The sequence below is a fragment of the Megasphaera indica genome (genome assembly GCF_046614755.1).
Classification (GTDB): domain Bacteria; phylum Bacillota; class Negativicutes; order Veillonellales; family Megasphaeraceae; genus Megasphaera; species Megasphaera intestinihominis.
Map to the genome: position 1 here is coordinate 23,350 of NZ_JBKKJR010000022.1, position 24,889 is coordinate 48,238.

A 24,889-nucleotide genomic window follows, 5' to 3' on the forward strand; every position below is an offset into this window, starting at 1 on the left:
CAGGCTCCTTTCTGCTCCTCAAGACCATTGTTTCATTTCATCGTTAATTTTCTTACATGCTGCAAGCTCTTCAGCCAGCCTTGCATCGCCAGTCCGGCTATAAGTGGCAGCCAGGCGGCTGTGCGCCAGGTACTGCTTTTGTAAATCGGCCATGCGAAAGCGCTTGACATAATCCATCAGTACATTTTCGTCCAGTGGGACATCTTGTAGAACCATAATTCGTGCTACTTCTTCGGCCTCCTCAGGAGTTAATTTTTGCTGGATGTCATGTGGTGTGTACATCCCTTGGTGTGCATACGTATCCAAAATGAGCTGGTAAATGTGGCGCCGCCGTTCATCGGCAAAGAGGTCCGCCGATACTTTGGCGTGGATCCGCCCGCAGGCAGCCGGCTTTTCCAGGAGGAAACGCAGGATATTCTCTTCGGCTACGGCCATGGCACCGCTCCCGCGGGCTGCGGCATTTTCCTGGGATACGGACGAAGAGATGACGACCTGCTGCTGGCCTGCTTCCGGATGGGCAGCGACATACTTGTTGAATTCGCTGCGCACGGCGTTTTCCCCTATCTGCAGCTGACCTGCCAGTTTCTTCAGGAACGCTTCCAGCAGGACCCGGTTATCGACGGCGGCGACGACGGGCAGGACCATGGCCGTAATGGATGATTTCCCTTCCAGCGTCGTCACGTCGAAGCGCTGCAAGGCCCGCATGAGCATGTAATCGAGCACATTCGGCGCTTCGTCGACGGCCTGGCGGAACTTGTCCGGCCCGGCGGCATTGATGTATTCATCAGGGTCCTTGCCCTGCGGCAGGGACAAGACGCGGATGCGCATGCCCAGGCCGCGGACGATTTCCATAGCCCGCTGCGTCGCCTGACGGCCGGCGCCGTCCATGTCGTAGCCCAGGACGAGTTCCTTGGCCTGGCGCTGCAAAAGCCGCGCCTGTTCCGGCGTAAAGGAGGTCCCCAGGGACGCGACGACGTTATGGATGCCCCGGTTATGAGCGGAAACGACATCCATATAGCCTTCGACCAGGATGGCTTTCCCCTGCTCATAAATCGCTTTATGGGCCAGGTCCATGGCGAAGAGGAGCCGCCGTTTATTGAAAATCGGCGTTTCCGGTGAATTGAGATACTTCGGCTTGCTGTCGTCGAGGACGCGGCCACCGAAACCGACGATGCGGCTGCGGCCGTCGCGGATGGGGAACATGACCCGTCCGCGGAAGGCATCGTAAAAGTGGCCATCCTTTTCTTTAGCCAGTCCCAGGAGGACTAATTCCCTGCCAGTGACACCTTTTTTCATGAAAGCCGTCGTCAGTTTATCCCAGCTTTCCGGGGCAAAGCCCAGCTTAAAGGCCTCGATGGTATCATCCGATACGTGGCGCTTGTGGAAATAGGCCAGTCCGGGCTGCCCGTAATGAGTCTGGGTCAGGCAGTTATGGAAAAAATTGCCCGCCATTTCGTTGATCTGATACAAGCGGTCCCGCTGTTTATCACGGGCGATTTCTTCGGCCGACCGTTCGACGACAGGCAGGGCGATATGGGCCCGTTCAGCCAGGCGTTCGACGGCATCCGAAAAGGAAAGGTTTTCTTTCTTCATAATGAATTGGAAGACATCGCCGTGAGCATGGCAGCCAAAGCAATAAAAGAATCCTTTGTCGGCAGCGACGCTGAAGGAGGCGGTCTTTTCATTATGGAAAGGGCAGCAGGCCCAGAAGTTGCGGCCCCGCCGTTTCAGCGTCACATAATCGGAGATGACGCTGACGATGTCATTGGCCTGCCGGACCTGTTCGATAAATTCGCTGGAAAACCGTTTCACTCATATCACCTGTTTCATTTCAATAACGCTGACGTATATATTATTCTCTATCCACCTGTGAAATTCCTTCTTTAGGGAACACTCTTTTAAGGTAAATCTAAAAAATGGATACATAACATTCCTATGATATACTATTTCGACGCGGAGCGTCAAGTTTCCTTTTCCAGGAGATGATTTTTTCTGGATAGCCGCACTCCCAGGCCCTTGCGGGCTAAAATATAGCCCACATGTTTTCACGAAATGTATGGATTTATTTATTTTCATTTTGTATAATAGATGTAGACAAAGCCAATATAGGGGAAATGCAAATGATTCATTTTACAGTAGGGACGATCATACGGCCTACATCGTTAGGCGGCGCTTTGAAACATTTCGGCGTTTCGTCGACATTGCGGCGCCGTATCAAGCACAACGGCATCTGTACTATCAACGGCCAGGCCGCCTCGACGCGGGACTTCGTCCATGAAGGCGACGAGATCTGCGTCACCCTTCCGGAAAAGAACCCCTTCCCGCCACAGGACATACCCATTGGCATCGTCTATGAAGACGACTACCTCATGGTCATCGACAAGCCTGCAGGTCTCCTGATGCATCCCACATCAGCCGTACGGGACGGGACACTGGCCAACGCCGTCGCCTATCATTACGAACAGACGGGGCAGCACTGTTCCTACCACCCCATGCACCGCCTGGATAAGAATACGTCCGGTCTCTGTATGGTCGCCAAGGAACCGCAGATCCAATACGCTTTCGATAAGCAGGACTTGGGCTATAAGCGCTTGTACTTAGCTATCTGTGAGGGACGATACCCGTCGCGGGTCACAACTGTACACGCCCCCATCGGAAGATGTCCCGATAGCATCATCACCCGCTGTGTCCGCCTCGACGGCAAGCCGGCCTGGTCCGATTTCACCTGCCTCGCAGCTGGCAAGGACTACAGCCTGCTCCAAGTTGTCCTGCACACGGGCCGGACCCATCAGATACGGGTCCACAGCAGTTACCTGGGCTATCCCCTGGCCGGCGATGACCTCTACGGCGGTTCGCGCCGCTTCATCGGCCGCCAGGCCCTGCACGCCTACTGTCTCCAGTTCACTCATCCCATGAGCCACCGCTTCATCACCGTTAATTCCCGGCTGCCTGAAGATATGGACGCCCTCGTCCGACGGGCCGGCTGGAATTATATATATTAACCATTTTTACGTATTATGTAGGAGGAATGTAAACATGCCATTAATTGGAACTACAGAAATGTTTAAAAAAGCCTATGAAGGCCACTATGCTATCGGTGCATTCAACATCAACAACATGGAAATCGTCCAGGGCGTTACCCAGGCCGCTGCTGAATTGAACTCGCCGATCATCCTTCAGGCTTCGGCCGGTGCCCGCAAATACGCTAAACCGCCGTATTTGAAACATCTCGTAGAAGCAGCTTTGGAAGATCATGATCTCCCCATCGCCCTTCACCTCGACCACGGCGCTGACTTTGAAACCTGCAAAGACTGCATCGACGGCGGTTTCACTTCCGTCATGATCGACGGCTCGAAACATTCTTTCGAAGACAATATCGCCCTCACGAAAAAAGTCGTTGAATACGCACACGCTCACGGCGTCGTCGTCGAAGGCGAACTCGGCCAGCTGGCCGGCATCGAAGACGATGTCAAAGTCGCTGCCCACGAAGCTCACTACACGCGTCCGGAAGAAGTCGAAGAATTCGTATCCCGCACGGGCGTCGACTCCCTGGCCATCGCTATCGGCACCAGCCACGGCGCTTTCAAATTCACTCCGGAACAGTGCACGCGCAACGCTGACGGCGTCCTCGTACCGCCGACACTCCGCTTCGACATCCTCGAAGAAGTCTCCAAACGCCTGCCGGGCTTTCCGATCGTCCTCCACGGCGCATCTTCGGTCGTACCGGAATATGTCAAGATCATCAACGAAAACGGCGGCAACCTGGCTGACGCTATCGGCATCCCGGAAGACCAGCTCCGCAAAGCAGCTTCCATGGCTGTCTGCAAAATCAACATCGACTCCGACCTCCGTCTCGGCCTGACTGCCGGCATCCGTCAGCACATGACACAGCATCCGGAACATTTCGACCCGCGCCAGTACCTCGCCGACGGCCGTCAGTTCGTCCATGACATCGTCGCTCACAAGATCAAATGTGTCCTCGGCTCGGAAGGCAAAGCTTAATCGCATGTCTTGTAAAAAAGGTATTGCTTTTTTCTGCGCCATATGGTAAAATTTCTTCTAGTGTTCTTGTAAATTAGGGAGGTGAATCCATTGCCGCAGATTAAATCCAATATCAAAACGATGGAAAAAGACGCAGCTCGCCACGCAGCTAACTCTCAGGTTAAATCTTCTGTTCATACCGCTATCCGCCGTACGACCGAAGCTATCGCCGCTGGTGACGCTGAAGCTGTTAAAAAAGCATTCGATAAAGCTAGCAGCGTAATCGACAGCGCCGCACAGAAAGGCGTTCTCCATAAAAACACTGCAGCTCGTAAAAAATCCCGTTTGGCTTCCAAAGTCAATGCTATGGGTAAATAAGTTCGACTGAAAAGGGGGACTGGCGCATGAAGGTTTCGGCCATCATGCACGGTCCCTTTTTCTGTACAGTTTGAGGTTTGATGTTTGAAGAAGGCCTTTAAATTTAAAGCCATCCGCTAACAACTAACTGCTAGCCACTAACAACTTTAAAGGGCTTGTCGTTGTGCGACAAGCCCTTTTTCATACAAGGAGGATATCATGTTCCCCCATTGGTTCCAATTACGCCATTTCCTGGCCCTGTTCTTTCCCCTGCTCCTGACCCAGATGGCCCAGGTCGGGACGTCCGTCTTCAGTTCTATCTTCAGCGGTCAGGCCGGGACGATTGACCTGGCCGGGGTCGCCGTAGCCGTCAACATCTGGTATCCCGTCTTTGCCGGCCTGTGCGGCATCTTCTTCGGCATCTCGCCGATCATCGCCCAGCTCCGGGGCGCTCAGAAGACCGAGGAAATCCCGACGTACATCATGCAGAGCCTCTACTTGAGCCTGGGCTTTACGGCCGTCATTTTCCTGGCCGGCGCCTTTCTGCTGCCGCCCTTTCTCGACTTCATGGGCCTCGACGCACCGGTCCGCTACATCGCCTGGGAATACCTCAAGGCCCTGGCCCTGGGGCTGGTCCCCATCTGCCTGCAGGCGACGATGCGCTACATCGTCGACGCCCACGGCAAGACCCACGTTTCCATGGCCATCTTAGTGACCAACCTGGTCCTGACGATCATCCTCTTCCGCCTGCTCATCTTCGGCGCCGGCCCCATTCCGGCTATGGGCGGTATCGGTACAGGCTATGCCATCACCATCGCGTCGTGGCTGTCCTTCCTGCTCTTCGTGGGCGTCCTGCAGTGGATGGAGCCCTTCCGCTCTTACCATCTCTGGAGCCGCCTGCGGCCTTTCAGCTGGTACCATGGCTATCATCAGCTGGAGCTGGGCATTCCCATCTTCATCGCCGTCTTCTGCGAAACGAGCCTGTTCTCCATCGTCGGCCTGCTCATGGCCGAATTCGGCACCTTATACCTGGCGGCCAACCAGGCGGCCATCAGTTTCTCGACCCTGACCTATACCCTGCCCTGGAGCATCAGCCTGACGGCGACTATCGTCATCGGCTACGAAGTCGGCGCCCGCAACTACGCCGCTGCCCGGCAGTATGCCGTGCTCTGCCAGATGACGGCCTTCACCATCGCCATCGCCCTCATCGTCGTGACTTACCACTTTGTCGATCATATCGCCGCCATCTTCACGAGCGATGCCGAAACGTTCTGGGCCATCCGCATGTTCATCTTCTACGCCGTCGCCTTTTCCTTCTTCGATGCCGCCGGCACGCCGGTCCAGGGCATCCTGCGCGGCTATAAGGACGTCAAGATCATCACTTACGTCGCTTTCGTGACCTACTGGCTCATCAGCATCCCCATGGGCTATGCCATGGCCCACGTCACATCCTACGGGCCCTATGGCTACTGGATCAGCCTCATCATCAGCCTGGCCATCAATGCCAGCGCCCTGAACTGGCGCCTGTGGAAGCACACGGCCTGGAAAGTCCCTGTCCTATCCTCATCTACTAAGGAGTGATTTTATGCCAACTACCAAACAATTAACGGCTTATGCCCGCGTCCTCTTGCAGAAGGGCCTGAATCTCCAGAAAGGTCAGACCCTGGTCATCAATGCCCCTGTCGAATCGCACGACTTCGTCGCCCTCCTGACGAAAGAGGCCTATACGGCCGGCGCCGCCCAGGTCGTCTGCAACTGGCGGTCTGACGACATGGCCCGCCTGCGCTACGAACACGAAGATTTGCAGTATTTCGAGTCCCTGCCGGACTGGCGCCGCGATTTCAGCCTCTATTATTACCATAAGAAAGCGGCCTTCCTCAGCCTCATCTCGGCGAATCCGTACCTCATGGACGGCATCGACACCCATAAAATCTTTGCCCAGCAGAAAGCCCAGAATGAAGCCTTGAAGGAATACATCGACGGCATGATGGCCTCGAAGACGACGTGGCTCGTCGCTGCCGTCCCCAGTGCCGTCTGGGCCAAACTGCTCTATCCGGACCTCGACGCAGCCGCCGCTTACGAAGCCTTGTGGAAGCAAATCCTCCAGTCGTCCCGTGCCGACGGTGCCGATGCCCTGGCCGATTGGGACGCCCATCTGGCCGAATTGAAGAAGCGCCGGACCTGGATGACGGACCAGCATTTCACCAGCCTGCACTATACGAACGGCCTGGGAACGGACCTGACTATCGGCCTGCCGGCCGGTCATATCTGGCAGGGCGGCATGGAAGAAACGGCGGACCACCTGCTGTTCAATGCCAACATCCCGACGGAAGAAATCTATTCGGCCCCCAAGGCAGATGCGGTCAACGGCACGGTCTACAGCACCAAGCCCCTGGTCTATAACGGCAACCTCATCGACAAATTCCACCTGACCTTCAAAGACGGCAAAGTCATCGACGCTGCCGCCGAAACGGGCGAAGACGTCCTGAAGAAACTCATCGCTATCGACGACGGCGCCTGCTGCCTCGGCGAAGTAGCCCTCATCCCCTATCACTCGCCCATTTCCCTGTCGGGCATCCTCTTCTATGAAACGCTCTTCGACGAAAACGCCTCGTGCCACCTGGCCCTGGGCGCATCGTACCCGACCTGCCTGGCTGGCGGTGCCGATATGGACAAAGACGCTGTTGCCGCAGCCGGCCTCAACGACTCCATGATCCACGTCGACTTCATGGTCGGTTCGCCGGACCTGACCATCACCGGGACCAGGGCCGACGGCACGACGGTGCCGGTCTTTACCGATGGCGACTGGGCGCAATAACGATTTTCCATTGACAATCCCGGCCATCCGTGCTATTATAAGACGCAACAACCATATACCCTTCATCCAGAGCAGCTGAGGGACTGGCCCGATGACGCTGCGGCAACCCCCTATCGGGAAGGTGCCAATTCCAACGGAACATTCCGACAGATGAAATGAAACCGTATATACGGCCGTCATCTGCATGACGGCCTTTTTTGTGGTTGCTTTCTCTAGTTACGCCTATTTTGAGGAGTTGATACTGTGATTACACTGAAAAATATTACCAAGACCTACGGCGGCGCCGCACAGGTCCAGGCCCTGAAAGGCATCAACCTGACCATCGACGACGGCGAGATCTTCGGTATCATCGGCAAGAGCGGTGCCGGCAAATCGACGCTGGTCCGCTGCATCAATATGTTAGAAAAACCGACGAGCGGCCAGGTCATCATCGACGACAAGGATTTGACCAAGATGAATGAATCCCAGCTGCGGGCAGAACGCAAGAACATCGGCATGATTTTCCAGCACTTCAATCTCTTATCATCCCGTACGGTTGCCGAAAACATTGCCTTCCCGCTGGAACTCATCGGCGCTTCCAAAGACGTCATCGAAAAGAAAGTCGCTTCCCTCCTCGACCTGGTCGGTCTCAGTGACCGGGCCGGCAACTATCCGTCCCAGCTCTCGGGCGGCCAGAAACAGCGCGTCGGCATCGCCCGTGCCCTGGCCAGCGACCCGAAAATCCTGCTCTGCGACGAAGCCACATCGGCCCTGGACCCGCAGACGACGAAGTCCATCCTGGAACTGCTCCAGGACATCAATAAACGCCTGGGCATCACCATCGTCGTCATCACCCATGAAATGGCCGTCGTCAAGGAAATCTGCCATCGCGTCGCCGTCATCGAAAGCGGCGTCATCAAGGAAATGGGCCGCGTCGTCGACATCTTCACCAATCCTCAGTCCCAGACCATGAAAGATTTCGTCACGTCCATCATCAACATGGAACTGCCGGCAGGCATCAAGAACCTGGGCGTCACCGACCAGCCGTCGCCGGACCGCTACATGCTCGTCCGCCTGCGCTTCAAAGGCGCTGCGACCAGCGACCCCGTCGTCGCCGACATCGTCCGCAAATTCAACGTCGAAGTCAGCGTCCTCTACGGCAACATCGACTACATCCAGGATGAACCGTTCGGCTACCTCATCGTCGTCATCATGGGCGATATGGAAACACAGGCCAAGGCATTCTCGTACATCAAAACATTACCGATTGGAAGTGAGGTTTTAGGTTATGTCCCAAGAAATCATTAAGTTAATGCTCCAAGGCATTGAAGAAACGTTCTACATGGTCGCCGTCGCCACGGTCATTGGCGGTATCATCGGCATTCCCCTGGGTATCACCCTGGTCACGACCAGCAAGGGCCATATCCTGGAAAACCGCTTCATCAATCAAATCCTTGGCACGATCGTCAACATCATCCGTTCCATCCCGTTCATCATCCTCATGGTCGCCATCATCCCGCTGACGCGTCTCATTGCCGGCACGTCCATCGGTACGACGGCAGCCTGCGTCCCCTTGACCATCGTTGCTATCCCCTTCCTGAGCCGTCTCGTCGAAACGTCCATCCGCGACGTCGACTTCGGTCTCGTCGAAGCGGCCGAATCCATGGGGGCTACGCCGTTCCAGATTATCCGCAAGGTCCTCATTCCCGAAGCCTTGCCGACAATCATCAATAACATCACCGTCCTCATCGTCAACCTCATCGGGGCATCGGCCATGGCCGGCGCCATCGGCGGCGGCGGCCTCGGGGACATCGCCATCCGCTATGGCTACCAACGATTCCGTCCCGACGTCATGCTGGCGACGATCATCATCCTCATCGTCGTCGTCAACGTCATCCAGGCCGGCGGCGACTTCGCATCACGAAAAAAGAATAAGAAATAAATAATAGAAAAAAGGAGCTGTTGCACATGCGACAGCTCCTTTTTTCTGTAGGGGCGCCCCGTGGGGCGCCCGTCCACGCAAATGGGTATATAAATGTCTTGGCGTATATCCAGGGCAGCTCGTGAATGGGATTCCCACAACGGGCCGCCCTTTGGGACGGCCCCTACAAAGCGGTCCATGGGACCGCGGCTAACTGCTGACGGCTGACCGCTGACTGCTGACTGCTAATCCCTAGCCACGAACCACTAACCACGAATCTCCAATGCCCCTACAATATCCTGTATATGTTCGATGCCTTCTTCTCGGCAATACTGGTCCAGGCCTTCGGCGATGGTTTCAACGGCTCTGGGGTCGACGAAGTTATGGGCGCCGACGGCGACGGCACTGGCACCGGCCAGCATGAATTCGACGGCGTCCTGCCAGGTCGATATGCCGCCCAGGCCGAGGATGGGGATGGATACGGCCTGAGCCGTCTGCCATACCATGCGCAGGGCGACGGGCTTGACAGCCGGGCCGGACAGGCCGCCGGTGATATTGCCCAGCAAGGGGCGGCGGGTCTTGATGTCGATGGCCATACCCGTCAGGGTATTGATGAGCGATACGGCATCGGCACCGGCCGCTTCGACGGCTTTAGCCATGACCGTAATGTCCGTGACGTTCGGCGACAGTTTGACGATGACCGGTTTCCGGGTATGGTCCTTGACGCTGCGCGTCACAGCCGCAGCCGCTTCCGGCTGAGTCCCGAAGACGATGCCCCCTTCTTTGACGTTAGGACAGGAAATATTGACTTCCAGGGCAGCTACGCCGTCGACGTCGAGCTGAGCTGCCAATTCGCCGTATTCTTCGGCAGTCCCGGCCGATATATTGACGATGAGCGGCGTCTGGCAGGCCTGATGGACCTTGGGCAGGATATCCCGCTTGAAGACTTCGACGCCAGGGTTTTCCAGGCCGATGCAGTTGAGCATCCCTGCCGGCGTTTCAGCCACGCGGACGCCGGGATTGCCCGGCCGCGGCAGCGGCGTGATTCCCTTGGAAATAATGGCCCCGACGTGATCGAGGTCGAGAAAATCACTGTATTCTACGCCAAATCCAAAGGTCCCCGATGCTCCCATGACCGGTGTCTTCATGGAAATACCGGCAAACTGGACGGCAATGCGTTCGCTGATCATGCAAAGACCTCCTTCGCGTCAAATACGGGGCCGTCGGCACAGACTTTATAGCGTTTGCCGTCAAGCTGGCTTTCAAAGGTGCAGCCCAGGCAGACGCCGATACCGCAGGCCATCCGCTTTTCCATGGACACTTCACAGGCGACGCCGGCTTTGGCCGACGCCTGGGCGATGGTCTTCATCATGACCGTCGGCCCGCAGACCGATACGCGGTCGATGGCGTGTTCTGCAAAGATCTGCGGCAGGGCATCGACGGCAAAGCCCTTGATACCCAGGGAGCCGTCGTCAGTGGTCACGTAAATCTGGCCGGCATAGGGTTCAAAGAACTTGGTCCAGAACGTTTCAGCCGCCGTCTTGCCGGCGACGAGCACGATGGGATGGTCCAGGCGCTTGGCCAAAAAGATGAGCGGAGCCAGGCCGACACCGCCGCCGGCCAGCAGGACCTGGCCCGGCGTTGTCGTAAAGACGCCTTCGCCCAGGGGCCCTTCGACGCTCAATGCGTCACCGCTGTGCAGGCCCTTCATTTCTTCTGTGCCCTTGCCGACCAGGCGGTAAATGATGGTGACATGACCCGTTTCGGCATCAGCATCGACGATGCCAAAAGGCCGGCGCAAAAAGGTCTGTCCCCCATCGCGATGGACATTGACAAACTGGCCGGGCTGCGCTTCCCGGGCAATCTGCGGTGCATGGAATACCATTTTCCATACTTCAGGAATAATGGCTTCATTCTCGACGATAGTCGCCATTTCCAAGAATTTCTTCACCTGCTAATCATCCTTCCTCTGTTTGCAATAAGAACAGTTTTATTGTACCACAGAACGGCCGATTTTCGTAGCCAAAATCAGCGCTGCCGCTTCTTGCCGATTTCGCGGCGCATCTTTTCCATATTGTCCCGGAAGACTGATTCTTCCTGCATGGCCACGCGCGTATAGAGGACGTCGCCGATGGCCATGTGGATCAGGCGCGATGCGCCGGCCTCCGACGTATACTGGACTTCGCGTCCCATGCCACACAGACAGATATCAGCTAACGCAACCAGTGGCGACTGACCGTGGCTGGTGATGACGATGACCCTGGCCCCGGCCTTCTTGGCGGCCTGGACCGATTGCAACAGTTCCTTCGTCGCCCCGCTGTGTGACACGGCGATGACCACATCGTCGGCCGTCATCAGGGCCGCTGCCGTGACCTGCATATGAGAATCGGCATATTCCCGGATAGCCAGGCCCAGGCGCAGGAAACGCGTGGCCATATCCATGCAGACCGTCGCCGAGTTGCCAAAACCAAAGACGTAAATGCGCCGGGCTTTCAAGAGCAGCCGGGCCGCCGCATCAAGAGCGTCATAATCGAGGAGACTCAGCGTATCCTGCAATCCCTCGGCAATATTGGCAAAGACCTTGGCCGCTACGTCCCGCCCGGTGTCGCCGGCCTGGATGTCGTGGAAAGCCTTCTGCGGCGCTGCCGACAATTCTGCAGCCAACATGAGCTTCAACTCTTTCAGGCCGCTGCATCCCAGTTTCTTGCAAAACCGGGAAATGGTGATTTCCGAACTCTGCGCATGGACGGCCAGGTCCGAAACGGTCTGCTCCATGACCTCGCCAGTATGATTGACGATATAATCGGCAATACGGCGCTCTGACTTGGTCAGACCGCCGTATGCACTGCGCAGGACAGGAAATAACTGGAGTTTCGTTTCTTCCATCGTCTTCCCTCCTACTTCTGTATTCACTTTTATTTTAGCCTACAAAGAGGTTCAATACAAGTACACCTGCCAGGCCCATGACAGCGATGATCGTTTCCAGGGCGCACCACGTGCGGACTGTCTGCTTGACTGTCAGGCCGAAGAATTCTTTGAACAGCCAGAAACCGGGGTCGTTCGGCGGGCTGAAGATGAGCGAGCCAGCACCGGTGGCCAAGACCATCAGTTCCGGACTGGCACCGGTAACGGCGCAGATAGGCGCGGCGATACCGCCGGCTGTCAGGGCTGCAACCGTAGCCGAACCGCAGGCCGTACGGATGACAGCAGCGACCAGCCAGGCCAGGAGCAGCGGCGATAAATCCGAACCGGCGACGAGGTTGCCGATGTACGTGCCAACGCCGCTGTCGATGAGGACCTGTTTCAAGGCACCGCCACCGCCGACGATGAGCAGGATCATGGCAATGGTCAGGACGGCATCCTGGACGGTCTTCATGACTTCTTCCATGGATTTGCCCCGTCCCAGGCCGAAGGTATAGATAGCGATGGCGACGGAAATAGTCAGGGCGATATCCGGCTGGCCGAAGAAGGTCAGGACGTGACGGGCCGGGACATCGGCACCCATAGTCAATTTGGCAATCGCCGAAGCGGCCATGAGGATGACCGGGACCAGCGCCGTGAAGACAGAGATGCCGAAGCCGGGCATTTCGTCGTCTTTAAAGATTTTCGGGTTGTACATGCCCTTGAGGATTTCCGGATTGATGTCGCGCGTCAGCGTGCAGTACAGCGGACCGGCGACGATGGCCGTCGGGATGGCGATGATGGCGCCATAGACCAGGGTCGTGCCGATATCGGCATTATAGATGATGGAAATGGCTGTCGGCCCCGGATGAGGCGGCAGGAAGCCGTGCGTGACCGATAAGGCCGCAGCCATCGGGATACCGACTTCCAGCAGGGGAATCTTGGCTTCAGCGGCAATGGTGAAGACCAAGGGAATGAGCAGGACGAAGCCGATTTCATAGAACAAGGCGATGCCGACGATGAAGCCCGTCAGGCAGACGGCCCATTTGACATTTTCCCGGCCGAAGACGTTGATCAGCGTCGTGGCGATGCGCTGAGCGCCGCCGCTTTCGGCCATGAGCTTGCCCAGCATGGCGCCGAAAGAAACGACGATGGCCAGGCCGCCAAGGGTACCGCCCAGCCCTTTTTCAATGGTCGGGATGAGCTTGTCGATGGGCATGCCTTCAGCCAGGCCGACGGCGCCGGCGACGAGGAGCAGGGCCAGGAAACTATTGAGTTTGACTTTGACGATGAGGAAAAATAAGACGAGAATGCCAATAGCTAGGATAACGAGTGGCATAATGAGAAACCTCCTTTATTTGCTATAATGCTCGTGCCAATGATGATGGAAAGTGCCTTCTTTATCGACGCGCTGGAACGTATGGGCGCCGAAGTAATCGCGCAGGGCCTGGATGAGGTTGGCCCCGACCTGGGGACTGCTGTAGGCATCGAGGTATTGCAGGGCTGCCGAAAAGGCCGGAATAGGCAGGCCGTTGGCGATGGCCAGGCCGATGATCTGCCGCAGGGCGCCCTGATTGGCGTTAATCTTTGCCAGGAAGAAGTCGTCGAACAAGAGATTGTCCAGGTCCGGATTCTTGTCATAGGCTTCGGTAATCTTGGTCAGGAATTCGGCCTGGATGATGCAGCCAGCCCGGAAAATGGAAGCAATGGCGCCGTAATCGAGGTGCCAGTCATACGTTTCCGACGCGCTCTTGTAGAGGGAAAAGCCCTGGGCATAAGCGACGATTTTCGCCGCATAGAGGCTCTGGCGGACGGCTTCGACGAAGTCATCACCGTGCTGATGGGACAAGACAGGCTTTTCGATGCAGGCCTGGGCTTTCGCACGGCCCGGTGCATTGGACATGACGCGGGCATTGCAGGCTGCGGTGATCATGGAAATATCGACGCCTTGTTTCATCGACTCGATACTCGTCCAGCGTCCTGTCCCCTTCTGACCGGCAGCGTCGACGATCTTATCCAGGACCTGTCCGCCGGCTTCGTCGTCTTCAGCGAAGATGTCTGCAGCGATGCCGATGAGGAAGCTTTTCAACTCGCCCTGGTTCCATTCATGGAAAATCTTGGAAATAGCGGCGTTGTCGTAACCGCCGACGTATTTGAGCAGCAAATAGGCTTCGGCAATGAGCTGCATGTCGGCGTATTCGATGCCGTTGTGGACCATCTTGACATAGTGGCCGGCACCGTCTTCGCCGATATACGTGCAGCACGGCTTGCCGTCAGCGGCTTTAGCGGCAATGGCCTCGTAAATGGGCTGGATTTCCGGGTACGTTTCCTTATTGCCGCCAGGCATGATGGCCGGGCCGCGGCGGGCCCCCGTTTCCCCACCGGAAATCCCCATGCCGTAGAAGTGGATGCCGTCTTCCCTGCAACGGTCGTAGCGGCGGCGCGTATCGCCGAAATAGGAATTGCCGCCGTCGATGATGATGTCCCCCGTATCGAGGAGAGGCAGCAGCTGGTCGAGCATGCTGTCCACGGGAGCGCCGGCCATGATCATGAGCATGACCTTGCGCGGCCGCTTCAGGGAAGCCAGGAAATCTTTCAGCTCGAAGTAGCCCGTAATCTTTTCATGAGGCCGTTCTTGGAGGAACTGTTCCGTCAAGTCCGGCGTATAGTTGTAAACCGAAACGTCATAGCCGTGGTCGGCCATGTTCAGGGCCAGGTTGCTGCCCATGACGGCCATGCCGACGACGCCAATATCGTGAAGTGCCATAGCAATCGCTCCTTTTCACTGGAAATTATAATTTCTGCTGATATGCCGTGATGTCGGCAAATTCGCGCTGCAAGTTATGATAGAGCCGGACGAAGATGTCATAGAGCTGCTGATAGACGGCAACGTTTTCTTCCATAGGCGTATACACCTTCTTGGCGTGGACCAGGTCGGCCGTATCGGCGATGCTCTTCAACCTGCCGCTGGAAATGAAGCCCAGCACAGCCGCCCCGAAGGCAGCGCCTTCGCTATTGTCCGGCAGGGTAATGGGCTGGTTGAGGACGTCTGATAAAATCTGGAGCCACAGTTTCGACTTGGTGAAACTGCCGCTGACGCGGATGTCCTTGACGTCACCGAATTCCTTGAGGGCTGCCATGACGCTGTTCAGGCTGTAACAGATGCCTTCCATGACGGCGCGGATCATGTGGGACCGGCTGTGATTTAGAGAAAAGCCGAAGAACATGCCCCGCAGTTCCGAATTCCAGTACGGCGCCCGTTCACCCGTGAAATACGGCAGGCAGATGAGGCCGTCGGCGCCGGCATCGACATGTTCTGCCTTCATGGTCATCAGGTCATAAGGGTCGATGTCCAGCGTTTCCAGGGCACTGCCGCCGTAATGGCAGATTTTATCGCGGACCCAGCGCAGAATCATGCCGCCGTTGTTGATGGCCCCGCCGGCGACCCACATGTCGTCGGTCAGGTTGTAGCACCACGTGCGCATCTGCGGGTCTGTCTTAGGCTGGCGGGTCAGCATGCGCAGGGCGCCGCTGGTCCCGATGGTCCCGCTGAGCTGGCCCGGTTCGACGGCTCCGATGCCGACATTGACCAGGACGCCGTCGGTAGCGCCGATGACGACGGGAAGGCCAACAGGCAGGCGCAGGGCTTTGGCCGCTTCTTCACAGAGCCCCTGGCTGTACGTCGTCGACACGACAGGCGGCAGCTGGTCCTTGGTGATACCGGCATAGGCCAGGATTTCATCGTCCCAATCCAGAGTCTGTTCGTTGTACATGCCGCTCGTGCTGGCAGCAGACTTATCGATGACCCATTGGCCAGTCAAATGATAGAATAAATAATCCTTCAGCGAGCCCACATAGCGCATCTGGCGGAAGAGTTCCGGCTGATTCTGGCGCAGCCAGATGATCTTGGCCAGGGGATAGCAGGCGTGGATGGGGCAGCCCGTCCGTTCATAGAAGGAGCGGCACAAGGCTTCGTCTTTCTTCATCTCCCGGACGATGGCCGCACTGCGGCTGTCTGCCCAGGTCTGCATGTCCATGAGGGGCTCTCTGCCTTCATCGAGGCCGGCAAAACTGTGCATGACCGTACTCAAGGCGATGCCTGCCAGTTCTTTGTTCTTATAACGCAGCTGAGCCGCCGTCTTACTGATGACTTCCTGGACAGCTTCGAGGATCTGGAGCGGGCTTTCTTCAGCCCAGTCCGGATGAGGTGTCAACAGCGGATAAAAGGCTTCCGACGAGCAGACGTTGGTCCCGTCTTCCGTATAAGCAATGGCCCGGACCCCGGTCGTACCGACGTCGACGCCGATCCACACTTCCTGGTTCGCCGAATCCATAGGCGTAATGATATTCATGAGTCATACTCCCTTTCACGTAGCTTGGTAAGGAATCTTTTCGATGACTTTATGATACCATTCCCGTTGACTAAATGCAATAAAAATATCATTTTAAATTTTATATTTTGATACTTTTATATCATAGAAACAGAGTGCCCTATGCGTCTGGGGAAAAACCAGCCGTTAGCAGTTAGCGGCTAGCCGCTGGTTTTGCGAACAGCGGCCTGCGAACTGCGAACGGCGGCCTGCATATTTGCTTTTTTGCCCTTTCTGTGCTATAGTATCTTTGCAAGAATGGTAGTTTTCTATCATTTCTATATGTAATCATGATATTTACAGGAGGGATTCCCATGAAAGTTATCTTGTTAAATGGCAGCCGCCGTGAAAAGGGCTGCACGTATACGGCTTTATCCGTCGTCGCCGACACGCTCAAAGAAAACGGTATCGATGCTGAAATCGTCCACGCCGTTCCCGACGATGCTACCGTCGACGCTGTCGCTGAAAAAATGAAGGCTGCTGACGGCCTGGTCATCGGCTCGCCGGTCTACTGGGCTTCGCCGTCTGGTGAAATCATCTCCTTCATGGATAAACTGGCTGGCAAAGCCGGCGCTGCCCTGACCCATAAAGTCGGCGCCACCGTCGCTTCGGCCCGCCGCGCCGGCACGACGGCAACGCTGAACGTCCTCAATAAATACCTGGCTTATCACCAGATGGTCAGCGTCGCATCCAACTACTGGCCCATGGTCCACGGCAACACGCCGGAAGAAGTCAAGAAAGACGAAGAAGGCTTGCAGATCATGCGTACCCTCGGCCGCAACATGGCTTGGATCCTGAAATGCATCGAAGCCGGCAAAAAAGCAGGCATCGATGCCCCGGCAACAGAAGCCAAAATCATGACCAACTTCATCCGCTAAGGGCTCGTTACTCACTGGCTCTCCTCATAGGAGAGCTGTCAGCGAAGCTGACTGAGAGGTTGCTCTTTTTATCGCACGCAAAGCATTTTTTGAGTACAGGGGTCGCCACGTAGGCGACCCGTTAGAAATTGGAATGATGGCTTTAAATTCAAAGCCATCTGCTAACGGCTAACAGCTAGCCGCTGACTGCTAAAAAGGAGCTGTCGCGATGCGACAGCTCCTTTTTCATTCATAAAATGTTGTATTTACTACAGCTTTTTTCCATTATAATGGTATAATAAGAAGCGTACAACTTTGAAAGGGAGTTCCTCTTATGTATCCAATCAACCTCGATCTCAACGGCCAGTCCTGTCTGGTCCTCGGCGGCGGCGCCGTCGCCGAACGCAAGGTCTGCCGCCTGCTGGCCGAAGGGGCTGCCGTGACGGTCATTGCCCCGTCCCTGACCCGGCCGCTGCAGGAACTGGCCGAAAGCCACCGCCTGACCTGGCAGCCGCGGACATACCAGGCCGGTGATGAGTCAGCCTTCTTCCTCATCATCTGCGCCACTGACGACGAAGCCGTCAGCCACGCCGTCACAGCCGCTGCCAAATCCCAGGGGAAACTGCTCAACGTCTGTGACGTCCCGGATTTGTGCAACTTCACCCTGCCGTCCATCGTCCGCCAGGGCGACCTGCAACTCACCATTTCCACCAACGGCAAGGCACCGGCGCTGTCGCGCTGGCTCCGTAAGCGGCTGGAACAGCACTTCGACGAACGCTATGGCCGCTGGCTCGCTGAATTAGCAGCTATCCGCCGCCAAGGGCAGTCCGTTCTCCCGACCAGCCGGGCCCGCCAGGCCTTCTGGCGCCAGGCCCTGACGGACGACGTCATGGTCCTGGTAGACAACAACGAAATCGACGCAGCCAGCGCCCTGCTCCGGGACCGGCTGGCCGCCTGGGAAAGGAAAAACCATGAAACGTAATCTGACCATCGGTACGCGGCGCAGCCAGCTGGCCCTGTGGCAGGCCAACTACATCGCCGACGCCCTGCGCCGCCACGACCCGGAGCTGTCCGTCCAGCTCCAGCACATCGTCACGCAAGGCGATAAAATCCTAGACGTCCCCTTAGCCCGCATCGGCGGCAAGGGACTGTTTACGACGGAATTGGAACGGCGCCTCCTGGACGGCACCATCGACCTGGCCGTCCACAGCCTGAAAGACCTGCCAGCCGACGTCCCGGACGGCCTCTGTCTGGCAGCCATCACGGCCCGCCACCACGTCCACGACGCCTTCATTTCCAACACGTATACCACCCTGGAATCCCTGCCGGCCGGCGCCTGCATCGGCACATCGAGCCTGCGCCGCAGAGCCCAGCTGCTCCACACCCGGCCGGACCTGGTCGTCAGCAACCTTCGGGGCAACGTCGATACGCGCCTGAAAAAGCTCGATGACGGCCAATACGATGCCATCATCCTGGCCGAAGCCGGCCTGCAGCGCCTGGGCCGGGCCGACCGCATCTGCCAGCTCCTGCCGGTCACGACCATGATTCCCGCCGTCGGCCAGGGAGCCCTGGCCATCGAAACCCGCGCCGACGATATGTCACTGAGGCAGGCCCTGGCCTTCCTCAACGACCAGGACACGGCCGCCGCTGCGACAGCAGAACGGGCCTTCCTGGCCGCCATCAATGGCAGCTGTCAGGTTCCGGTCGGCGTCTACGGCACGGTCCAGGACGGGACGCTGACTTTACAGAGCATCATCGCCGCCCCAGACGGCAGCCAGGTCTGCCGCACGACGACGCAAGGTCCCGTCGCCGACAGCGCTGCCATCGGCAAAGAAGCGGCCTGTACGCTCCTCGATGACGGCGGCCGCCGCATCCTCACCGATTTAGGCATTACGCCGACTTACTAAGGAGGTTTTCCATGAACGGTATCGTTTATCTCACCGGCGCCGGTCCCGGCGACTACCGCCTGCTCACCCTGCGGGGCCAGGAAGTCCTGGGCCGGGCCGACGTCGTCATCTACGACTACTTGGCCGATCCGCGCCTTCTAGAATTCGCCCCGCCAGATGCTGAAAAAATCTACGTCGGCAAAAAAGCCGCTGACCATACGTTATCGCAGGACAAAATCATCGACCTGCTCATTGCCAAAGCCAAAGAAGGCAAGACCGTCGTCCGCCTCAAAGGCGGCGACCCCTTCGTCTTCGGCCGCGGCGGTGAAGAAAGCCGGGCCCTTCACGACGCCGGCCTGCCCTTTGAAATCATCCCAGGCGTCACATCGGCCATCGGCGCACCGGCTTATGCCGGCATCCCCGTGACCGATAGAACGGCGGCCTCTTCCTTTGCCGTCGTCACAGGCCACGAAGACCCGACCAAGGGCCATTCATCGATTCACTGGGACAAACTGGCGACAGCCGTAGATACCCTGATTTTCCTCATGGGCGTCCACAACCTGCCGTCCATTACCAAACAGCTCATCACCTACGGCCGCCCGGCTTCCACGCCGGCCGCCCTGGTCCGCTGGGGCACCAAGGCCGACCAGGAAACGCTGGTAGCCACAGTTGGCGACATCGCTGAAAAAGCGGCAGCCTGCCACTTCCAGGCACCGGCTGTCTTCATCGTCGGCGACGTCGTCGCCCTGCGGCCGTCCATGCAGTGGTTCGATACCAAGCCCCTCTTTGGCCTGACCATCGCCGTCACCCGGACCCATGCCCAGGCACCGGCCTTGACACACCGACTGGAAGAACTGGGCGCCCGCTGCCTGGAAGTCCCGACTATCCGCATCACGCCGCCGACTGACGATTATCAGGCCCTGGACGAAGCCATCGGCCGATTAGCCAGCTATGACTGGGTCATCTTCACCAGCACCAACGGCGTCGATGCCTTTTTCCACCGCCTCCAGCACCACGGCCGCGACAGCCGGGCCCTGGGCCGGGCCAAACTGGCCGCCATCGGCAGCGCTACGGCCGAGGCCCTGAACCGGTACGGCCTTCGCGCCGACGTCGTCCCTGACGCCTACTGTGCCGAAGACCTGGCCGCCGCCCTGGAGGCTCATTTGTCAGGAAAAGAACGCATCCTCATCCCTCGGGCCAAAGAAGCCCGGTCCGTCCTGCCTGACACCCTGCGCCGCTGGGGTGCCGTCGTCGACATCTGCCAGGCCTACTGTACCGTCGCAGCCAGCGAAAACAGCGAGACCCTGACGGACCTCTTGACGCGCCGGGCCGTCGACGTCGTGACCTTTACCAGTTCGTCGGCCGTCCAGAACTTCCTGGCCCTGAACCAGGCCCCGACCGACGTCCTCGACGACATCACCTTTGCCTGCATCGGTCCCATCACGGCCCGCACCTGCCAGGAAGCAGGCCTGAAAAAAATAATCACAGCCCAGACCTACACCACAGCCGGTCTGGCTGAATGTATTACAGATTGGAGAATCCAAAAATCATGAAATTGAATACCTTACGCCCCCGCCGCCTGCGCCTTTCTGCTCCCCTGCGCGCTATGGTCCGGGAAAACCATGTATGTCTCAACGATTTGATTTATCCTATCTTCGTCGTCCCCGGCACGAATGTCAAAGAAGAAATCCCCAGCATGCCCGGTTGTTATCACCTGTCCGTAGACAACGCCGTACGCCTGGCCGAAGACATCTATGCCTTGGGATTGCGGGCTATCGAAGTCTTTGGCCTGCCGGCTTATAAAGACGAAATCGGCTCCAGCGCCTGGGACCCGCAGAGCCCGGTCCAATGTGCCATCCGCGCCATCAAGAAAGCCCTGCCGGACATGGTCATCGTCGGCGACGTCTGCCTCTGCCAGTACACCGACCACGGCCACTGCGGTCAGGTCAAAGACCACTACGTCGATAACGACGCGACGCTGAAGCTGCTCAACAAAGTCGCCGTCAGCCAGGCCGAAGCCGGTGCCGATATCGTCGCCCCGTCGGATATGATGGACGGCCGCATCGCATCCATCCGCCAGGCCCTGGACGAAGAAGGCTTCATCAATACGATTATTATGTCCTATGCCGCCAAATACGCATCCGGCTTCTACGGGCCCTTCCGCGACGCCGCCGATTCGGCACCGCACTTCGGCGACCGCCGCCAGTACCAGATGGACCCGGCCAATGGCCGCGAAGCCATGAAGGAAATCGACCTCGATCTGGAAGAAGGCGCCGACATCATCATGGTCAAACCGGCCCTTTCCTACCTGGATATCGTCTATCAGGCCCGCCAGCGCTGCCAGCGCCCCATTGCGACCTATAACGTCAGCGGCGAATACGCCATGGTCAAAGCCGCAGCCCGCAACGGCTGGATCGACGAAAAACGCATCGTCATGGAAGAACTGACCAGCATGAAACGCGCCGGCGCCGATATCATCATCACCTACCACGCCGTCGACGTCGCCAAGTGGCTGAAAAACGGCGAAGTCGAGGCATAAAATGGACCTCGTCATCCTCGGCCTCAATCATAAGACCGTCCCCGTCGCCATCCGGGAACACTTCACTATGACACCCGACGCCATCCACGACGCCCTGCAGCATCTCGACGATTACGGCGGCCTGCGCGAAGCCGTCATCCTGTCGACGTGCAACCGCGCCGAAGTCTATGCCGTCGTCGACGACGTGCGCGATAATGAACAGGCCCTGCGCGACTTCTTCCTCGACGCAGCCGGCCGTCCGGCTTATGAACCGTCCTATTTCTACAGCTATACGGGAAAAGCCTGCATCCACCACTTGTTCAACGTCGCTGCCAGCCTGGACTCGCTGGTCCTCGGCGAAGGTCAGATCCTCAGCCAGGTCAAACAGGCCTACGTCATGGCCCACGAAAACGGCGCGACCAGTGCCATCCTGAACATGCTCTTCCAGCAGGCCATCGCCACGGGCAAGCGGGTCCGGACGGAAACGCACATCGCCCACAACGCCGTATCCGTCAGCTATACAGCCGTCCAGATGGCCGAAAAACAGCTCGGCTCCCTGTCTGGCCGGAATCTCCTGCTCTACGGTGCCGGCCAGATGGCCCGCCTGACGGCGCAGAATTTCTTAGGCAAAGGCGCCGGGAAACTGTACATCGTCAACCGCCATCTGGAACGGGCCCAGGAACTGGCCGCTGACGTCGGCGGCCAGGCCGTCCACTATAAAGAAGTCCAGTCCGTCGTCTCCGACGTAGACATCATCATCGCCTCGACGGGGGCACCGCACTACGTCATCACCGTCCCCCGGCTGCAGCGCTTCCAGGAACTACGCCAGGGCCGGCCCCTGCTGCTCATCGACATCGCCGTACCGCGCGACGTCGACCCGGCCGTGACCCGTCTGCCCGGCGTCACCTTATACAACATCGACGACCTCCAGGAAGTTGTCCACGACAATGAAGCCACGCGTCAGCGCGAAGCCGTAGCCGCCAGCTATATCGTCGACGAAGCCGTGAACACCATGATTGAACGCTATCAATACCTGTCGGTCCGCCCCGTCGTCCTCAGCCTGTCCCAGCAGGCCGAACGGACACGGCGCCATTTCGTCAAACGGGCCCGCAACAAACTGCCCGAACTGACCGATGACCAGTTCCGCGTCGTCGAGAACTTATCCCATATCCTGGTCCGCAAAATCCTGCGTGCTCCCCTGCGCCGCACGGTCGAAGCAGCCAACACGCCTGACGAAGACCGGGTCGTCCGCGAACTGCGGAACGTCTTCAATTTAGACATCAAAGAATAAGGAGGCCTTTCCATGCTTCACTTAGAAAAATCAGCTGCCGCTTTTGAAGAAGCGCAGACCCTCATGCCGGGTGGCGTCAACAGCCCGGTCCGCTCGTATAACCGCATCGGCTGCCCGCCGCCGTTCATTGCCTGGGCCAAAGGCAGTACCATCTGCGACATCGACGGCAACCAGCACATCGACTACGTCGGTTCCTGGGGCCCCATGATCGTCGGCCACGCCCATCCCCGCGTCGTCAAGGCCCTGCAGGAAGCGGCCACCCGCGGCACGAGCTATGGTGCACCGACGCTGATTGAATCGCAGCTGGCCCAGTTGGTCAAAGAAATCTATCCGTCCATCGAAAAACTGCGCATGGTCAACTCCGGTACGGAAGCGACGATGAGCGCCATCCGCGTCGCCCGGGGCTATACGGGCCGCGATAAAATCGTGAAATTCATCGGCTGCTATCACGGCCACGGCGACAGCCTGCTGGTCAAGGCCGGTTCCGGTGCCGCTACCTTCGGTCAGCCTGACAGCCCGGGCGTCACAGCCGGCACGGCCAAAGACACGCTGACCGTCGCCTATAACGATGCCGACGCCTTCCGGGAACTCATGGACCGCTGCGGCGACGACATTGCCGCCGTCATCGTCGAACCCATTGCCGGCAATATGGGCCTGGTCCTGCCGGAAGACGGCTACTTGCAGCTCCTGCGCGATGAAACGAAGAAACACGGCACAGTCCTCATCTTCGACGAAGTCATGTGTGGCTTCCGCACGGCCCTGCACGGCGCCCAGAGCATCTATCACATCGTCCCGGACATGACGACCTTGGGCAAGATCATCGGCGGCGGCCTGCCCGTCGCTGCCTACGGCGGCCGTAAGGACATCATGGACTGCGTCTCGCCGGCCGGCCCGGTCTATCAGGCCGGTACCCTCAGCGGCAATCCCCTGGCCATGGCAGCCGGATTAGAAACACTGTGCATCATCACAGAAGACCCGGATTACGTCGAAAAAGCCTGCGCCAAAACGAAAATCCTGACAGACGGCCTCAAAGCCGCTGCTGACGAAGCCGGCGCCGCCGTCCAGGTCCATCGGGCCGGCACCATGTTCAGCGTCTTCTTCAGTGCCGTCCCGGTCACCAACTATGCCACATCCGAAGCCAGTGACCAGGAAGCCTTCCGGCGCTACTTCCTGTCCATGCTGGAACAAGGCATCTACCTGGCACCGTCCCAGTTTGAAACGAACTTCGTCTCCGGCGTCCACAGCGACGAAGACATCGAAAAAACCATAACCGCCGCCCGCACAGCCTTTGAAAAAGCAGTGGTTCGTGGCTAGTGGCTAGTGGTTAGGTCTCACAGCCTGATGGCTGCATCGTAGGGGCCGTCCCAGTGGGCGGCCCGGCTCTCCTGCTAGGAGAGCTGTCAGCGCAGCTGACTGAGAGGTTTATCGGCGGCCTGCGGTATCAGGTTGCGGAATTCCCACAAGCGTGCCATCCATCCTCAGCTGTCCGTTTCAGCAACCGTCGGGTGCCTTCCATAGGTCGGCACCCGACGGGCTGAAAAAGCTTGGGGATGACCCCTACGGAAAAAAGGGCTGTCGCACAAAGCAAAAATTGCTTAATGCGACAGCCCTTTTTTGAGTTTTAAGTTGAAAGTTTGATGTCTGATGTGGGTCGCCACGTGGGCGACCCGTTTGGAATTTTGATGATTCTCCTGGCAAGCTGGTTAGGAAAATCAGACATATGCGGAAGCGGGCTCGCCACGTGCGAGCCCCTACAACTAAAATATCTCGTGGTTCAGGATTTGTAGGGGCGACCCGTGGGGGCGCCCGCTTATGGCCGCTTGTGGGAATCCCGTCGCCTCGCTTGTAGAAATCCCGCAAAGCCCGTACATACCAAAAGAGCTGACGCATGAAAACATTTGAGCTGCCCCCCAATAGTTAGACCAAAAATCTAACGATTGGGGGTCAGTTTTTTTATGGCAAAACACAGTTATGAATTTAAGAAAAAAATAGTGCTGGAATACTTGAGCA

Annotated in this window: 21 protein-coding genes and 1 riboswitch; of the genes, 14 read left to right on the plus strand and 7 right to left on the minus strand. The window is 57.8% G+C overall.

The genetic code is table 11. From position 1 onward, the window contains the following. Positions 1-18: 18 nt before the first annotated feature. Positions 19-1,812 (minus strand): DNA primase, encoded by a 1,794-nt coding sequence (gene dnaG, locus ACFCTO_RS10290; RefSeq protein ID WP_481325179.1) that lies wholly within the window; start codon positions 1,810-1,812, stop codon positions 19-21. A gap of 308 nt (positions 1,813-2,120) precedes the next feature. On the opposite strand from dnaG, the gene ACFCTO_RS10295 reads away from it, so the two are divergent. The 7 genes from ACFCTO_RS10295 (at position 2,121) to ACFCTO_RS10325 (ending at position 9,077) form a co-directional block, all read left to right on the plus strand. Beyond that, positions 2,121-3,002, plus strand: a complete 882-nt coding sequence (locus tag ACFCTO_RS10295) for an RluA family pseudouridine synthase (RefSeq protein ID WP_292260318.1) — start codon at positions 2,121-2,123, stop codon at positions 3,000-3,002. Between the two features lie 34 nt (positions 3,003-3,036). After that, positions 3,037-4,002 carry a class II fructose-1,6-bisphosphate aldolase gene (gene fba / locus ACFCTO_RS10300; RefSeq protein WP_481325178.1) on the plus strand — a complete coding sequence of 322 codons (966 nt, stop codon included), beginning with the start codon at positions 3,037-3,039 and terminating at the stop codon, positions 4,000-4,002. 90 nt (positions 4,003-4,092) lie between these two features. Beyond that, positions 4,093-4,359: a 30S ribosomal protein S20 gene (gene rpsT / locus ACFCTO_RS10305; protein WP_014016800.1), complete on the plus strand. Its 267-nt coding sequence runs from the start codon at positions 4,093-4,095 to the stop codon at positions 4,357-4,359. A gap of 198 nt (positions 4,360-4,557) precedes the next feature. After that, positions 4,558-5,919, plus strand: a complete 1,362-nt coding sequence (locus ACFCTO_RS10310) for an MATE family efflux transporter (RefSeq protein ID WP_298676515.1) — start codon at positions 4,558-4,560, stop codon at positions 5,917-5,919. A gap of 4 nt (positions 5,920-5,923) precedes the next feature. Continuing rightward, positions 5,924-7,156 carry an aminopeptidase gene (locus tag ACFCTO_RS10315; RefSeq protein WP_499876831.1) on the plus strand — a complete coding sequence of 411 codons (1,233 nt, stop codon included), beginning with the start codon at positions 5,924-5,926 and terminating at the stop codon, positions 7,154-7,156. A 59-nt stretch (positions 7,157-7,215) separates the two neighbouring features. Beyond that, a riboswitch (SAM riboswitch) is annotated at positions 7,216-7,313 on the plus strand. An 86-nt stretch (positions 7,314-7,399) separates the two neighbouring features. Then, the gene (locus ACFCTO_RS10320; protein WP_292260326.1) at positions 7,400-8,443 is read left to right on the plus strand and encodes a methionine ABC transporter ATP-binding protein; all 1,044 of its coding nucleotides are present in this window, start codon (positions 7,400-7,402) and stop codon (positions 8,441-8,443) included. After that, on the plus strand, positions 8,424-9,077 hold the full coding sequence (locus tag ACFCTO_RS10325) for a methionine ABC transporter permease (RefSeq protein ID WP_020311089.1): 654 nt from the start codon (positions 8,424-8,426) through the stop codon (positions 9,075-9,077). Before ACFCTO_RS10320 ends, ACFCTO_RS10325 begins: the two co-directional genes overlap by 20 nt. Positions 9,078-9,322: 245 nt before the next feature. Here ACFCTO_RS10325 and ACFCTO_RS10330 read toward each other — a convergent pair whose 3' ends face one another. The 6 genes from ACFCTO_RS10330 to ACFCTO_RS10355 form a co-directional block, all read right to left on the minus strand. After that, positions 9,323-10,246: a dihydroorotate dehydrogenase gene (locus ACFCTO_RS10330; protein ID WP_292298798.1), complete on the minus strand. Its 924-nt coding sequence runs from the start codon at positions 10,244-10,246 to the stop codon at positions 9,323-9,325. Continuing rightward, a complete protein-coding gene (locus ACFCTO_RS10335) occupies positions 10,243-11,007 on the minus strand; it encodes a dihydroorotate dehydrogenase electron transfer subunit (RefSeq protein ID WP_499876832.1) in 765 nt (254 codons plus the stop codon). The genes ACFCTO_RS10330 and ACFCTO_RS10335 overlap by 4 nt, the downstream gene beginning before the upstream one ends. 77 nt (positions 11,008-11,084) lie before the next feature. Further along, positions 11,085-11,942, minus strand: coding sequence for a MurR/RpiR family transcriptional regulator (locus ACFCTO_RS10340; RefSeq protein ID WP_481325175.1), 858 nt, complete (start codon positions 11,940-11,942; stop codon positions 11,085-11,087). Positions 11,943-11,976: 34 nt separating this feature from the next. Next, positions 11,977-13,296 carry a gluconate:H+ symporter gene (locus ACFCTO_RS10345; protein WP_499876833.1) on the minus strand — a complete coding sequence of 440 codons (1,320 nt, stop codon included), beginning with the start codon at positions 13,294-13,296 and terminating at the stop codon, positions 11,977-11,979. 15 nt (positions 13,297-13,311) lie between these two features. Next, positions 13,312-14,724, minus strand: coding sequence for a decarboxylating NADP(+)-dependent phosphogluconate dehydrogenase (gene gnd, locus ACFCTO_RS10350; protein ID WP_481325174.1), 1,413 nt, complete (start codon positions 14,722-14,724; stop codon positions 13,312-13,314). 25 nt (positions 14,725-14,749) lie between these two features. Then, positions 14,750-16,309: a gluconokinase gene (locus ACFCTO_RS10355; RefSeq protein WP_292262228.1), complete on the minus strand. Its 1,560-nt coding sequence runs from the start codon at positions 16,307-16,309 to the stop codon at positions 14,750-14,752. A gap of 332 nt (positions 16,310-16,641) precedes the next feature. Here ACFCTO_RS10355 and ACFCTO_RS10360 point away from each other — a divergent pair, with 332 nt between their 5' ends. The 7 genes from ACFCTO_RS10360 (at position 16,642) to hemL (ending at position 24,193) form a co-directional block, all read left to right on the plus strand. Beyond that, positions 16,642-17,205, plus strand: coding sequence for a flavodoxin family protein (locus ACFCTO_RS10360; RefSeq protein ID WP_499876834.1), 564 nt, complete (start codon positions 16,642-16,644; stop codon positions 17,203-17,205). A gap of 313 nt (positions 17,206-17,518) precedes the next feature. Then, positions 17,519-18,166, plus strand: coding sequence for a precorrin-2 dehydrogenase/sirohydrochlorin ferrochelatase family protein (locus ACFCTO_RS10365; RefSeq protein ID WP_481325173.1), 648 nt, complete (start codon positions 17,519-17,521; stop codon positions 18,164-18,166). Further along, positions 18,156-19,091: a hydroxymethylbilane synthase gene (gene hemC / locus ACFCTO_RS10370; RefSeq protein WP_481325172.1), complete on the plus strand. Its 936-nt coding sequence runs from the start codon at positions 18,156-18,158 to the stop codon at positions 19,089-19,091. Before ACFCTO_RS10365 ends, hemC begins: the two co-directional genes overlap by 11 nt. Before the next feature lie 11 nt (positions 19,092-19,102). After that, on the plus strand, positions 19,103-20,623 hold the full coding sequence (gene cobA / locus ACFCTO_RS10375; protein ID WP_481325171.1) for a uroporphyrinogen-III C-methyltransferase: 1,521 nt from the start codon (positions 19,103-19,105) through the stop codon (positions 20,621-20,623). Next, positions 20,620-21,609 carry a porphobilinogen synthase gene (gene hemB / locus ACFCTO_RS10380; RefSeq protein ID WP_292262017.1) on the plus strand — a complete coding sequence of 330 codons (990 nt, stop codon included), beginning with the start codon at positions 20,620-20,622 and terminating at the stop codon, positions 21,607-21,609. The genes cobA and hemB overlap by 4 nt, the downstream gene beginning before the upstream one ends. A 1-nt stretch (position 21,610) precedes the next feature. Next, entirely contained in the window at positions 21,611-22,879 is a 1,269-nt protein-coding gene (gene hemA / locus ACFCTO_RS10385; protein WP_499876835.1) for a glutamyl-tRNA reductase, read from the plus strand. Positions 22,880-22,891: 12 nt separating this feature from the next. Further along, a complete protein-coding gene (gene hemL / locus ACFCTO_RS10390) occupies positions 22,892-24,193 on the plus strand; it encodes a glutamate-1-semialdehyde 2,1-aminomutase (protein WP_499876836.1) in 1,302 nt (433 codons plus the stop codon). Positions 24,194-24,889 lie beyond the last annotated feature (696 nt).